The organism is Haliscomenobacter sp. (assembly GCF_033763495.1).
In the GTDB taxonomy this organism is placed as follows: Bacteria; Bacteroidota; Bacteroidia; order Chitinophagales; family Saprospiraceae; genus Haliscomenobacter.
The window spans coordinates 1-13,660 of the sequence record NZ_JANRKL010000201.1; the positions used below are offsets into that span (position 1 = coordinate 1).

Annotated in this window: 12 protein-coding genes; 7 read left to right on the plus strand and 5 right to left on the minus strand. The window is 48.4% G+C overall.

What is annotated here, in order from left to right; all coding sequences use genetic code 11:
• Both SFV55_RS23130 and SFV55_RS23135 read right to left on the minus strand, forming a co-directional pair.
• Nucleotides 1-351: DUF4407 domain-containing protein (locus SFV55_RS23130; protein WP_320031934.1), on the minus strand; the 351-nt coding region annotated here is incomplete at its 3' end.
• A 333-nt stretch (nucleotides 352-684) separates the two neighbouring features.
• Nucleotides 685-1,743 (minus strand): DUF6340 family protein, encoded by a 1,059-nt coding sequence (locus tag SFV55_RS23135; protein ID WP_320031935.1) that lies wholly within the window; start codon nucleotides 1,741-1,743, stop codon nucleotides 685-687.
• A 299-nt stretch (nucleotides 1,744-2,042) separates the two neighbouring features.
• Between SFV55_RS23135 and pepT the strand changes: the two genes are divergently transcribed.
• The 7 genes from pepT (at nucleotide 2,043) to SFV55_RS23170 (ending at nucleotide 8,892) form a co-directional block, all read left to right on the plus strand.
• On the plus strand, nucleotides 2,043-3,284 hold the full coding sequence (gene pepT, locus SFV55_RS23140; protein ID WP_320031936.1) for a peptidase T: 1,242 nt from the start codon (nucleotides 2,043-2,045) through the stop codon (nucleotides 3,282-3,284).
• A gap of 26 nt (nucleotides 3,285-3,310) precedes the next feature.
• Nucleotides 3,311-3,898, plus strand: coding sequence for a Crp/Fnr family transcriptional regulator (locus SFV55_RS23145; RefSeq protein ID WP_320031937.1), 588 nt, complete (start codon nucleotides 3,311-3,313; stop codon nucleotides 3,896-3,898).
• A gap of 70 nt (nucleotides 3,899-3,968) precedes the next feature.
• A complete protein-coding gene (locus SFV55_RS23150; RefSeq protein ID WP_320031938.1) occupies nucleotides 3,969-4,736 on the plus strand; it encodes an alpha/beta hydrolase in 768 nt (255 codons plus the stop codon).
• Nucleotides 4,737-4,878: 142 nt separating this feature from the next.
• On the plus strand, nucleotides 4,879-5,424 hold the full coding sequence (locus SFV55_RS23155) for a DinB family protein (RefSeq protein ID WP_320031939.1): 546 nt from the start codon (nucleotides 4,879-4,881) through the stop codon (nucleotides 5,422-5,424).
• Between the two features lie 122 nt (nucleotides 5,425-5,546).
• Nucleotides 5,547-6,740 (plus strand): hypothetical protein, encoded by a 1,194-nt coding sequence (locus tag SFV55_RS23160; RefSeq protein WP_320031940.1) that lies wholly within the window; start codon nucleotides 5,547-5,549, stop codon nucleotides 6,738-6,740.
• A gap of 183 nt (nucleotides 6,741-6,923) precedes the next feature.
• Nucleotides 6,924-7,820 carry a class I SAM-dependent methyltransferase gene (locus SFV55_RS23165; protein ID WP_320031941.1) on the plus strand — a complete coding sequence of 299 codons (897 nt, stop codon included), beginning with the start codon at nucleotides 6,924-6,926 and terminating at the stop codon, nucleotides 7,818-7,820.
• Nucleotides 7,821-8,130: 310 nt separating this feature from the next.
• The gene (locus tag SFV55_RS23170; protein ID WP_320031942.1) at nucleotides 8,131-8,892 is read left to right on the plus strand and encodes a hypothetical protein; all 762 of its coding nucleotides are present in this window, start codon (nucleotides 8,131-8,133) and stop codon (nucleotides 8,890-8,892) included.
• Between the two features lie 80 nt (nucleotides 8,893-8,972).
• On the opposite strand, the gene SFV55_RS23175 is transcribed toward SFV55_RS23170, so the two are convergent.
• From SFV55_RS23175 to SFV55_RS23185, 3 genes are all read right to left on the minus strand, one after another.
• Nucleotides 8,973-9,947 carry a YheT family hydrolase gene (locus SFV55_RS23175; protein ID WP_320031943.1) on the minus strand — a complete coding sequence of 325 codons (975 nt, stop codon included), beginning with the start codon at nucleotides 9,945-9,947 and terminating at the stop codon, nucleotides 8,973-8,975.
• 90 nt (nucleotides 9,948-10,037) lie between these two features.
• The gene (locus tag SFV55_RS23180) at nucleotides 10,038-10,733 is read right to left on the minus strand and encodes an outer membrane beta-barrel protein (RefSeq protein ID WP_320031944.1); all 696 of its coding nucleotides are present in this window, start codon (nucleotides 10,731-10,733) and stop codon (nucleotides 10,038-10,040) included.
• A 125-nt stretch (nucleotides 10,734-10,858) separates the two neighbouring features.
• Nucleotides 10,859-13,492 (minus strand): M14 family metallopeptidase, encoded by a 2,634-nt coding sequence (locus tag SFV55_RS23185; protein ID WP_320031945.1) that lies wholly within the window; start codon nucleotides 13,490-13,492, stop codon nucleotides 10,859-10,861.
• Nucleotides 13,493-13,660 lie beyond the last annotated feature (168 nt).

Here is a 13,660-nt window from a genome sequence, read left to right on the forward strand (position 1 = left end):
CGGGTGCGAAACCAGCACCCCAATGCCAATCGAAAACAACAAACGGCTTAAGAACAAAAAGGAAAACAAGTCTTTGCGGGCGCTGTCCGACTTGCGGAAGGTGGATACAATGAAGCGGTCAAAGGTAAAAACGATGCAGGCCCAAACAATCCCGGCCCCGATGTAAACAAAGGGCTTGTCGGTGAGTGTAGAAACCGCGTACATCATGGAGAACAAACCTAGCACTGCTGGTACCAGCACCAAACCCCCATATCCGGCGTGTTTGACGTGCTCAGAGCGCCCAGTTCGGTCCAGGATTTCCCGGTCCGAACCAGCACTCCATACAAAAAAGTCGTAGAATAATCCCTTCATGAACAGTCGGATGAATAAGCCTCAAATGACACTACTGGACATTTTGCTCGGAGGACATCAATAGCCCCAGGCTTCAGCCTGGGGGCATCTGAACCCTACGGATTTGGGCTTCAGCCCTAGCTTGAAAATCAAGGCTTGGGCTAAAGCCCCATTAAGAAGGGCAATCTCGATCCACGCGCTGAAGCACGTGGCAATTCAAGCCCTCCGAGCAAAAAGTTCAGCAGTGTAGCCCCAAAGAACTGGCATTTTAAACTCCTATGTCACAATTTGGGATGAATCTGTTCAAAAAAGGGACAAATTCTAGGAGTCCCTCTTCAATCAAACAAACAGCACCTAAGGCTTTACCTTTTTAAGTTGATAATCCAGGCGCTCCTGATCTGAAATGCGTTGCTGAATCACGTAGACGTAGCTCTGCGAGGTTTTGTTGCCGTACTGGGTGTAGGCTTTGCCGGCCCAGTCTTCGGCTTCTTTCAGGTTGCCATTGCGTTCCATGGCCAGGGCCAGGTTGTGGGCAGCTTTACCTTTGGTCTTGGGGTCGCGGGCCGAGCTGAGCAGGTCGTGCCAGATTTTCGCTGCGTCTTCCCATTTGTTGGCTTGGGTAAGGCGGTGAGCTTCCTCCATGGCGTTCTTGTCTGCCCCTTTGGCAGTAGTGTAATAAGTGCGACTTACATTGACCCAAACCGGGGCAATTCGTTTGCCATAAGCATCACCTGCTTTGGCAGCAAGATCGCGTACTGCTGTTAATTGAGAACGCAAGTTGGTCCGGGCTTTATCCTGGGTATCGCCAGTGGCAGAATCTTCGTCGTATTGACTAACGGTATTTTCATCTACCACGACTCTTTTTTTGGCGTCGTATACCCGCCAGCCCATGTATACCCGCACGTTGCGGCGGGCAGTATGGGTATATTTGATCACCTCTGTACCGTCCTTTTGTTTGGATTTATAACTGGATTGGCTGTATGAAATGTCTGAAGAGGAGTCAAAGGACTCCAGGGCAATCATGGCATCTGCGCCGTATTTGCTGCAAATGGATTGCACTTCGTTCCAGTTCATTGGTGGCAACATTTGTTTGCCATTTTTTAAGCCATTGTATTCCAGCCCGGTTCCTTTTACCTGTAGGGTAGGGGTGCGGGTAAGGGTGGTGGTGAGGTTTTGCATGGCTAAACGTCGCCCTTCGCGGTCTTGACCAAAATCTTCGCCCGAAACCATCCCTTCCAGGAAATTGGCAAAACCTTTTTCCGGTTTACTGCGGTCGATTAAGGCTACCACTTTGATGTCATCAGGCAATACAATTTGAGAAGGTTGGAGTACTTCAAGGTAGGTTGAACTGGTACCACAACTCCAGGAAATCAGCGCTACCAAAGCAAGTAGCAATAGGGATTGATTTTTCATCACTCGAATCAGGTTTTGGTGGTTATAACAAATGTGTATTTCAGACCACAAAAGTCAGGTTAAGGACGCAATTTTTCGATGGGTGATGTAAAAAACAGGGTGGAAATTCAGTTCTAGTTCGATCTAAGTATTTTTTTAAGTTGCATTAGAACCAGGAATTTTCCGACTTTTGGGAATTCAGCATTGAACGCTTAGCCAAAAATAACCCTTTGTCTTCAATTTGCGAAGATTTGAGTCAATTGTGGCCAAATAAAAGTCTCATCGAAGCCGGAGGCTATAACCTAAATTTACAAAACAACATGCTAGCACCCATCCAACACAGCGTACTGGAACGTTTTTTGCGCTATGTGCAAATTGATACCCAATCCAACCCTTTTTCCCAAACTTTTCCTACTACCGAAAAGCAAAAAGACCTAGCACGTATCCTGGCCCAAGAACTGCAAGACCTGGGCATAAGCGACGCCCATATGGACGAACATGGCTATGTATACGCTACGATTCCCGCCACGGTGGACAAACCCGTCCCCGTCATTTGTTTTTGCTCGCACATGGATACCTCACCAGATAGCAGTGGAACCGACGTTAAACCCCTGATCCACCACAATTACGATGGTCGGGATTTGGTATTACCCGACGACCCAAATGTGGTCATCCGTTTGCAAGATCACCCCAATTTAGGCGAACAAATGGGCAACGACATCGTCACCGCCAGTGGCCTCACTTTGCTGGGAGCCGATAACAAAGCGGGTGTGGCCGAAATCATGGATGCTGCGCAGTATTTTATGCAACACCCCGAAATCCCCCACGGAACCATCAAAATCCTCTTCACTCCCGATGAAGAAGTAGGCAGGGGCGTTGAAAAAGTTGACCTGCAAAAATTGGGTGCCAATTTTGGTTACACCATCGATGGCGAACGCCGGGGCTCATTTGAAGACGAAACCTTCAGCGCCGATGCCGCTACCCTCATCATCGAAGGGGTAAGTGCACACCCTGGTTTTGCCAAAGGAAAAATGGAAAGTGCCGTCAAAATTGTATGCGACATCATCGCCAAACTGCCCAAGGATCGCCTTACCCCTGAAGCAGTAGATGGCCGCGATGGCTTCATCCATCCGGTGACGGTAGAAGGTCTGGCCGAAAAGGCGGCAGTGCATTTCATTATTCGCGATTTTACCGATGAAAAACTGGCCGAACACGAGGCGTTTTTGAAAAACGTAGTGGAGGAGGTGATGCAAAACTACCCCCATTCCCGCTATGAATTGCGGATTCACGAGCAATACCGCAACATGAAAAAAGTCCTGGATCAACATCCACAAGTGAGTGCCAATGCGCTGGAAGCCATCCGTCGGGCAGGTTTGGAACCGATTCACTCCAGTATTCGGGGTGGTACGGATGGTTCACGTTTGTCTTTTATGGGCTTGCCGTGTCCAAATATTTTTGCAGGAGAACACGCTTTTCACTCCAAGCAGGAATGGGTTTCGGTGCAGGACATGCAGAAGGCCGTGGAGACGATCGTGCATTTGGCGATGATTTGGGCGGAATAAGTAAGTCAACATAAAGCAAATCCTCAATGGGTGAAATAGAAAAACTTGCTACCGCCTTAGAAGCCTTCGCTGGCCTCAAGGCCAATGATTTTCAGTTATCTACCCCCTTTTGGCAAAGCAAAAATTACCAAAAGGGGGAATTTTACAACGAACATCGGAACATTTGTAAAAACCTGGGATTCATCACCAAAGGTGTGTTCCGGTCTTACACCATTGATGAAAAAACAGGCGAAGAAAAGAACGTTTTTTTGTACTCTACGAATGGGTTTGTAGTCACCTTCAAAAGTTTCATCAATCAAACGCCCTGCGATTATTATACCCAGGCGATGACGGACTCATCGGTCATTTTTATCAACATCATTGATTTACAGTCACTTTATCAACGCTCCCACCAATGGGAAAAATTCGGCAGGCTCTTGGCGCAGGAAGCCTTTAATGTGACCATGACCCGAATTGAAGGCTTTATGTTCAAAACGCCGGAAGAGCGCTACCTGGATTTGATCCAACAACACCCAGATATTTTTAACAGTGTCCCACTCTACCACATTTCTTCGTATTTGGGTATTCAGGGGCCGTCTTTGAGCCGAATCCGCAAAAGAATTTCAGGAAAATAATTCGATTTTAACTTGGGTTAAAATTATTGTCCCCCAGAGCCAGCAACTTTGTTTCATAAAATTCAAACTTATGAAAACGAAGACAATTGTATTGATTCATGGACTGTTTGTGAACAATACCAGCTGGAAACAATGGAAAAGTTATTTTGAAGCCCAAGGCTACACTGTTTATACGCCAGCCAATCCCGGGCATGAAGGTGACCCTGCTCAGCTCAGAGCCAACATCCATTCCCAATTAACCCAAACCGGATTTGAAGACGTGGTGATGAACATCGCCAAGTTGATTGAAACCTTGCCAGAGAAACCGATTGTGATTGGCCATTCACTCGCGGGCTTGGTGGTGCAAAAACTCATTGAAATGGACAAAGCCGTAGCTGGCATCAGCATTGATGGCGCGCCCCCAAAAAATGTGTTTGCTCCATTGGCCACTATTAAAGTTGTATTGCCTGTAGTGAATTTCTTTAAAGGCAATAGTCCTTTTTTGGGAAGTAAAGACTGGTACCACCGGGCATTTTTTAACAACTACTCCAGAGCAGAAAGTGACAAACTTTTTGAAACGATTGCGGTACCAGAAAGCCGGAAAATAGCTCGGGATACCTTGTTGACTACTTTTGCCAAGATTGATTTTAAAAAGCCACACCGACCCTTGCTCTTTATTGGCGGGGAAAAGGACAACATTTTTTCAGCCCAATTTTCCCAAAAAATAGCAGGTTTGTATCAGGACAAAAACAGCGTCACCGATTTTAAAGCCTTTGCTGGAAGAAGCCACTTTTTGTGTGGGGAAAAAGGTTGGGAGGAAATCGCAGATTATATTTTGGGCTGGTTGGAAAAGCAGTGATGAAGCGGTGTGGGGGTAGTGTCAATTGGCGCAGGGATAACGTCAATTGACACTACCCATTAGAAAGAGTCTACAAGCCTGACTATTAAAAGGAATTGCTTATTTTTGAATAAAAATCACCAAAACTCAAACTTACCACGCAATGACAAGCTTACAAATCCTGTTGGAAAGTGTAGAATCTGCTCGCCGTGACTTTATCGCAGAATGCGAAGGATTATCCCCTGCGCAGGTGAATTTCAAACCAGACCCCGAATCCTGGTCTATTCTCGACAATGTGGAACACATCGTACGTGCCGAACAAAGCGGCATCAGTGGTTTGTGGAAAGCCCTGGATGGGTTCAATCGCAATGAGCCCATTTGGCAAGGTGACCCGATTCATCGTGGATTGTCCATCGAAGAAATTGTCGAACGTACCTGGCAAACCAAAGAAAAAGTGCCCCCCATCGCCGCACCACAATGGGGTGGCTCCCTCAATTATTGGCTGGCCATGTGCCGAGCTCAACGTTCCATGCTCCAGGAATTGGTACAGGAACTGGAGGGCCTGGACTTGGAACTGATCATTTTTCCACACCCCATTTCTGGCCCGATGGATGCTCAGCAAAGGCTGGAGTTTTTGCGCTTTCATGCAAGGAGGCATCAGGAGCAAGTGAGGAGGATTAAGGGGAGTGAGGGGTATCCAGGTTTTTAACACACCTTAACACCTCCCCTTACAATTTAACATTTTAACAAATCTATCTTAACTTCCCTATAATGAATTGGCATTCATTACGGTAGTAACTTTGACCTATCACAAGCTCAAAATACACTGCCATGACACCGAAGCGCATTATTTCCAGCATCACGACCATTACTGTATTGGCCTTATTGGCCGCCGCCTGTGCTTCTCCAGTTAAACTAGCCGAAATAGGCGATTACGACCAAGCCATCGAGCGCAGTGTAAACCGCCTGGTAGGCAAAGACCGCAAAAACGAAGAACTCGTCCGCACGGTGGAATTCGCTTTCGAAAAAGCCACCACCCGCGACATGGACCAGGCCACAGCCCTCCGCAACGAGAACCGCGCCGAAGCCTGGCCTCGCATTTACGATATTTTCCAACGCATCCAACGCCGCCAACGCCTTGTAGAGCCGCTGATTCCTCTGGTAGATCGTAGGGGTTACAAAGCCTCCTTCCAGTTTGTACGTGTGGAGGGGCTGCTCACTGAGGCCCGCGAAAAAGCTGCCGAATACCACTACAACTATGCGACAGACCTGCTTACCCAGGCTCGCCGCAGCAAAGATAAAACACCTGCTCGCCGCGCTTATGATGAGTTGGAACGCATCCGCGAATACTACTCCACTTACCGCGACCGCGAAGCCCTACAACGTGAAGCTCAACACCTCGGCACCACATTTGTACTGGTCAATGTGGAAAACCGCGCCCCAGTTATTCTTCCTATTGGTTTTGATCGGGAACTGACCGAGCTCAGTTTCCGCGACCTCAACGACCGCTGGAGGGTCTTTCACAACAACCGTCAATCCAACATCGACTACGACATTAAGGCCACCCTTATGCTGCGCGACGTACAGGTAAGCCCCGGCAGCTACCGCGAGCGCCAGTACGAAGAGCAAACCCAGATCCAGGATGGTTGGGTGTACGAGTACGATACCCGTGGCAACGTGAAAAAAGACACGGCTGGCAACGACATCAAGTACCCCAACAAAATCAACGTCAAAGCCCTGGTCACCGAAGTGTACCAACACAAAGGTGCCCGCCTGAACGCCCAATTGGAACTTTTTGACTTACACTCCGGTTCAGTGATCGATTCTCGTCCCCTTGGTGCAGAAGCGTTTTGGGAAAACTACGCTGCTACTTTCCGAGGTGATGAACGTGCCCTAAGTAAGGAAACCCGTAGCCGCATTGGCAATCGCCCCGGTAATTTCCCCGACGACGCTGTAATGATTTTGGACGCTGCCCGCAGACTGAGACCAGTGGTGGTGGATCAGTTGCGGCAGGTGAAAATTTAAAATTGAATAAACGGCGCTTCGGCTTCGCTCAGCGACCGTTTATTCCACCCCAGAACCCTTTTTTGGTTTTTCCAAAAAATCTCCCTAACTTCACACCCAGTATTTAGAATACTTTTTTTGTTGTGATCTTAAGCTTGCAGGCATCAGTTTTTTTTGAACTGATGTCTTTTTTTATGCAATAACATGAGCAGCATCCTATACCAACACTGTCCACTTTGTGGCAGCTACGACATCGAAAAAACCGTAGCCACCCGCGACCATTCCATTTCTGGAGAGGCCTTTGACCTTTACGATTGTCATGGATGCGGCCTGCGTTTTACCCAAAACATTCCAGGCCCTGACAAGATTGGTTCGTACTACCAGAGTGAAAATTACATTTCGCATAGCGATACCAAAAAGGGCTTGATCAATCGCTTGTACCATGCCGCGCGTGAGTACATGTTGCGCAGCAAACAAAGACTGGTGCAAAGCCTGAGCGATCAACGCCGTCTACTGGACGTAGGTTGTGGCACCGGGTATTTCATGAACCACATGCGCGGCCAGGGTTACGAAGTTCTGGGCGTAGAAGTAGATGAAGGTGCACGCAACTTTGGCATTCAACAATTTGGCCTGGATGTACGCCCACCTGCTGAACTGGAAGCGGGTACTCTGCCCGGCAAATTCGGCATCATCAGTATGTGGCACGTGTTGGAGCACGTGTACGATCCCAAACTCTACTTGCAACGCCTGCACGACCTGCTGGAAGACGAAGGTGTGTTGATGATTGCAGTACCCAACTACCTGTCCCTGGATGGTCAAAAATACGGCTCTCATTGGGCTGCTTACGATGTGCCACGCCACCTCTGGCATTTTTCGCCTAAAACCTTGAGCAACCTGGCTGCTGAAATGGGCTTTAAAGTGGTGGACAAAAAAGGTATGCCGCTTGATCCATTTTATGTGTCGTTGTTGAGTGAAAAATACCAAGGGAAGGGCATTTTAGCCTTACCTCTAGGCGCGATTACCGGCTTGCGTTCATTGTTAATGAGTTGGAGAAAAGTAGAAAGGGCGAGTTCGATTATTTACGTGCTGCGTAAAGCTTAAATAGGTGCAGGCGTCTGAGAACCCCCGACCCCTGAAGGGGAGCACAGCTTGCTTTTGCCTGATATTTAGCTGTTTTTCTACCAAAGAAGAAAAACCTCAGACTACCCGAAAATGTACTCCCCTTCTAGGGGTCGGGGGTTCTCAGACGCCTGCACGCCGTTCAAAATTCTCTTCCCACCTTTTCTTTTTAACCCTTTTTACGTTCCTCCCATTCACCGCCTTCACCCAAGACCACTACTGGTGGGCCAACAACGTAGGCTGGGATGGTCAACGTTTTTGGGGTGATTACATCATCCGCTCCCCACGATTTTTGGGACCAAATGCACTGCCCATCCCCCGTTTGGGCAACGGTCGGGTACCCAATGAACGCTCTTTTGCGCTATCTGCAAACAGCCACTTCACACCTGGTGATGCTACCCAAAACCTGGCGCTTTATGGCACCTACAATCTGGTGCCCGATGTGATCAGTTTTGAATTGTACTGGGTGCCCATCGAGTATTTCAACCTTTCTCACGCCATCAAAGCCGAGCGCAAGACCTTCCACGTTTTTTACAATGAACATTGGGCGAGTGGGGATATTTACCTGCATACCCTCATCCAGGTATTGAAAGCTGAAACTCATCCGCTGGATTTGGCGCTGCGCATCGGGTATCGTTTCCCTTCTTCGACCATGTTGGGTATGGCGCGCTATACGGACTCGCCGGGCTACTACCTCGATTTGTCTTTTGGCAAAAAACTGATTGATGGGAACCTGGATTTGAGCGTACAAGGCATGGGTGGGATTTTTGTGTGGCAAATCAACCAAAACCGCCAGAATCAAAACGATGCGCCCTTGTTTGGATTGGGATTGAATTTGGAAGGGAAAAATTGGGCGCTGTCACCTGCTTTCCGGGGGTATTCAGGATATCTCAACAATGGGGATCGACCCATGGCCTTGAGTTTGTATGGGCAGGTGGAGGTCAATCCTCGTTGGCAATTGTTTGGCACGGTTCAGACTGGATTTGGAGATTTGTTGTATGATTCTTTTGAATTGGGGAGTAAATTCCGTTTTTCAAGTTCGCATCTGAGGTGATTCCTTGAGTGCCTTAGGTTTCTTAGGTGGTGAAAGAAGTTTTTTACCACCTAGGAAACCTAAGGCACCTAAGAGACACCTTAGTTATGCGCCTCAATAAATTCCAGTGCCCGATGCTCCAACCAATAATCCGGCCCCGGATAATTCCGAATCGCAAACCCCACATGTCCCCCCTTTCGCGGCGTTTCCACATAAAAATAAGGATGGTGTTTGGCCAGGTGTTTGGGTGAACAGGAGGGCGTCAAAATGGGATCATTCATGGCATTGCACAAGAGCGCTGGCACGGTAATCCCTTCCACAAAATTTTGCGCCGAAGCCTGAAAATAAAAATCCTCCGCATTCCGATACCCGTTGATGGGTGCAGAATAAAACTCGTCAAAATCCCGCCAGGTTTTGATTTGATCAAACTTGCTTAAGTCGATTTTTCCCGGGAATTGCTCGGCTTTGGCCGTTATTTTTTTGCGCAGGCTATTGAAAAACTTGCGGCGGTAAAACCAGTTGCTGCGTTTTTCCAAAGTTTGAATGCTACCTTGGAGGTCACAAGGTGAAGAAAAAGCAATGCCTGTTTTGATGGCTTCAGGGATGTTTTTACCATGCACACCCAGGTATTTGAGCAAAATGCTGCCACCCATGCTGTAGCCAATCAGGTGGATTTTTTGGTAGGATTTGCGCTGCAAGGCATAGGTGATGACCTGCCCAAAATCACCAATTTCCCCGTGGTTGTATAGGCGCAAATTGCGGTTCATCTCCCCACTGCAAGAACGGCAATTCCAGCCCAATACGTCCATTCCTTTTTGATGGAAAAAATGCGCCGCAGCTTTCATGTAGACTCGATCAGTGCTGCCCTCCAGACCGTGAGACAAAATGACCAAATCCTGGCTATTGGCCTCCAACCAGTCCAAATCTACAAAATCGCCATCGGGTAGTTCCAGGCGTTCGCGCTGGTAATGGAGTGCCTGGATTTTGCGGGTCATAGCGGGCAATATGGTCTGAAAATGGCCATTGAGCTGGTAACGTGGGGGCCCAGGGTAGGAAGAATGGGGGACAAGTGGCATGGGTTAAAATGATTTTTCAGCAGTGGGTTGACTGCCGCAAATTTATCATTCTCTTTTTGGGAAAACAAATGAAAGCAAGGGTTTACTCTTTTAATTCAAAAGGAAACGAGTGCCAAGATCAAGGCCGTAGCTATAGAAAAAACTGGCGTAGTTGTTATGCCCTTTTTCTGCTGAACTGATGTCTCGTCGGATACTGGGTTGTAAAAACAAACTCCATTGCTCTCCTATTTGATAATTTAGACCCAACGCAGCATGTAAAGCAAAGTTACTAGGGTTTGCATACTGATTTTTTCGAGTTGTATTCGTGCGAACGCCGTTTTCAACATTGACTACTTCTGTATCCTGATAAAAATTCGCAGAACCCCCAATTTCTGTATACATGCCGAACTTGCCAGTAGTTATAAAATAACGAACTGAAAGGGGGATTTCCAAAAACCGATGATTAAAAATAAACTGAAAATTGGTTGGAACTGCCCCTTCTCGCGGCAAGCCAGTATCTGGATTGATTTGGGTTGGCCAATAAAGTAGTTCTTCTCGGTTTTTGTAACTCAGCTCAGCATAACGCAATCCACTGCGCAACCAGATTCTTTTTCCTAAACGGTATTGAAAATGTAATCCTGCACGATAACCGATGTTTTCGATGTAGTAATCGCTTAGCAGTGCATTTTTTAGGATGATTCCAGATTGATGCATTCCGTATTGTACATCCAAAGCAGCCCAATTTTGAGCAGCGACCCAGCTAGGTAAAAAACAAATAACTAAGGCAAGTAGTCGGCAAATTTTCATGGTCTTACTGTGTTGAGTTCAGCAATAAGACGTAAAAGTTTTGGTTAAAGTATTGTTTAACAAAAAACTGGAGTAAAAATATGCAGGGTTTAGTGCCTATTGCTCTAAACCCTGCACAATTGCTTTTAATTAAAACTCGGCACCATCATCACTGCGTTTTGCATCATCCGGCTCGGTCCGCGCCAAAACATGCGGAACTGGGTATTGTCCTGCAAAAACACAATTTTGCCTTGTCCGAGTGGGAGCACTCCTGCGAAGGTGTTGCCAGCCAGCGATTTTTTATTGTCTTCGGAAATGTAGCCCGCCACAAAAGCCTTGTCTGCACTGGCATAACGGCCTACACTTTGTAATTCGGGGCTGGGCGCCAGGGCTGCATTGTCCTGCTTGATGCTGTACAGTTCCTTACCCAAGCCAAAAGCTAGGGGATGGCTGTTGTCAATCAAGCCATTCAAGGCCGTGCCTGGAGTACGTTTTTTGCCATAATAATCTTCCCGATCTTCATAAGCAACCGTGCGGGCTGCCATACTCGAATCCCGGGCAGGTTCGATCAGTTTGACGGTAGTGAAGCGAGAACGTTGGGCAGTGAAAAAGCTCACTGCACTTTCCGTTGCGATTAGGGTACCGCCCCGGCTGATCCAATCGCGCAATTGCGCTTGTTGCTCTGGTTTGAAGAGTTCGCCAAGTCCAGCTCCACCGTCGGGCAGAATCAAGACATCAAACTGGTTCAAATCGGCAGCCCCGTAGCGTTCGCCAAACTTGGGCAGAGCGGTTTGTTGCAACACCGATCCCCGCACCCGTTGAATGGGCAAGCCCGTTTCGTAGTCGAACAAAAAGGTGATTTGCCCGGCAGTCAGGGAAGAAAATGGAGGGTCAACCAATAAGGCAACCCGAGGCACCTTCAGCGGCCGGTTGCGCCCCGAAGCCAAATCCATCCCATCTTTGACCCGTCCAGAGCCCAATCCGTGAATGAGAACTCCGGCCTTTTGGGCAATCTCCACCATGTCTTGATGGATCCGCGTCTGCTTATCTTCATTGCGTTCAATCAGCACAATCAAGGAACCGTAGCCCCAGCTTGTTTTGCCATCGCTAAAAGGCTCATGGCAAGCCCGGACTTTGTAGCCTTTGGCCCACAACTGCGCCAGTGCCTGCGGGGCATTGCGCTGCTTCCATTCGATGACATAGGCGTATTGGGCATTGGGGTTGATGACTCCAGTATTGGCACTAACTGCCTGCGTGACCACATCAGTAGCCACATTGTGTTTGCTGTTGCTGGAATAACCCTCGATGTTGTAGGCGAGGATAGCCGACCAGGTGGCCATGTCGTACATCACCGAATCTTCGATGGCCAGGCGGCGCTCCAAAACACTGCTGATGAACAGGTGGCGGGCCTGATTGGTACTCACGATATAAGTGCCTGCTGGCAGGTTTTTGGAGCCTGTTTGGCCAGTACGGTAGTCCAGGGCATCACTCACGGTAAATGCTTTGCTCGCTTTTTCCACCTTTACCTGTTGCCGCAGCAGCATGTTGACCACATCGAGGGTGTAAGGGGATTCAGCAGAGAGATAATAGGTCTTGGTGGGACTTTTACTGGTGCCAGGATTCCAGGCGTCGACGCTGTATTTCAGGAGGGTTTCCTTGCGCTCTACTGCTTTTTTGATGGTTGCTATGGAAGTAGTGTAGTGGTCGAAAATGCGTATACGCAGGACGTTGTAGCCACCATCATCGGTTTGTACTGCCCGGCCACCACCAATGCCACCTTGTTCTACCAACATAGCGATGCCACCCATCACCGAAGGGTAACTGGAGCCGTAGCCAGGATAAAAGAAGTCGAAAGCATCACGGGTAAAATAGCTGATGCGGTGTTTGTCAAATTCTTTGATGTTGGCGCGGCCAAAGGTGTCACTCAAGGCCTCGTAGGTATCGGGCAAAAGTTTGTTGCGGGGCGTAGTGCCGGGGGCAGTAAAGTAGTTGTTGTTGTAACCTTGTTCGTGGAAATCGACGTGAACTTGTGACATCCATTGTTGGTAATCCATGGTCAGGGTACGGGTTTCGGGGTGAATGCCCCATACCCAATCGCGGTTGACGTCGAACCAGTAGTGATTGCCGCGGCCGCCAGGCCAGGGCTCGTAGTGCTCCAGATCTCGTGGCTCGTAACCCAATACGCTGCGCTGGGTGGATTTGTACCAATAAACGAAACGGTCGCGCCCATCGGGGTTGACACAGATGTACAGCACAATCACGGAGTTGTTGAGGATATTTTTGGTTTCAGCATCTTGCGCGGCGGCTAGGCGGTAAGCGACCTGGGCCACAGCCTCGGTCGAAGAGGCTTCGTTACCGTGGATATTGTAGCTGTAGGTGATAAAAATGGGCTCGGACTTGACCAGACTGGCTACTTCTGAGGCGCTGCCGTCCAGGAGTTTGAGGTGGCGCTGGCGGATGCTTTCCAGGTTTTTGTGGTTCTCCGGCGAGGTGATGACCAGACGGATCAGTGGGCGACCTTCGTAGGTGCTGCCGTATTGGTGCAGGGTGACCTTGTCGGAAAGCCGATCCAGTTCTTTGACGTAGTTGACGGTATGGGCGTAAAGGGTAAACTCTGCGCCGAGCTTGTAGCCAAAGTACTGCTCGGGGGAGGGAATGTTGGCGTCGTAAGTGAGTTGGGGATCGAGGGGGAATCGTTTTTCATCTACCAGCACGGGGCCTTGGGCGAGGAGCTGGAGGCTGAGAAGGAGGAAAAAAAAGAGGGTAAAAGTTGGCTTCATTTCGTGAAATTTTGGAGGTTTTTGATACAATGTGCTCATTATTTCTTATATGCCCCTTTAGTGCCTTAGGTTTCTTAGGTGGTGTAAAAAATAAAAAATGCGAAGCAGGATAATATTTAACCACCAAAGAAAACTAAGGCACTAAAGGGGGATATAAGAAAGGGTGTG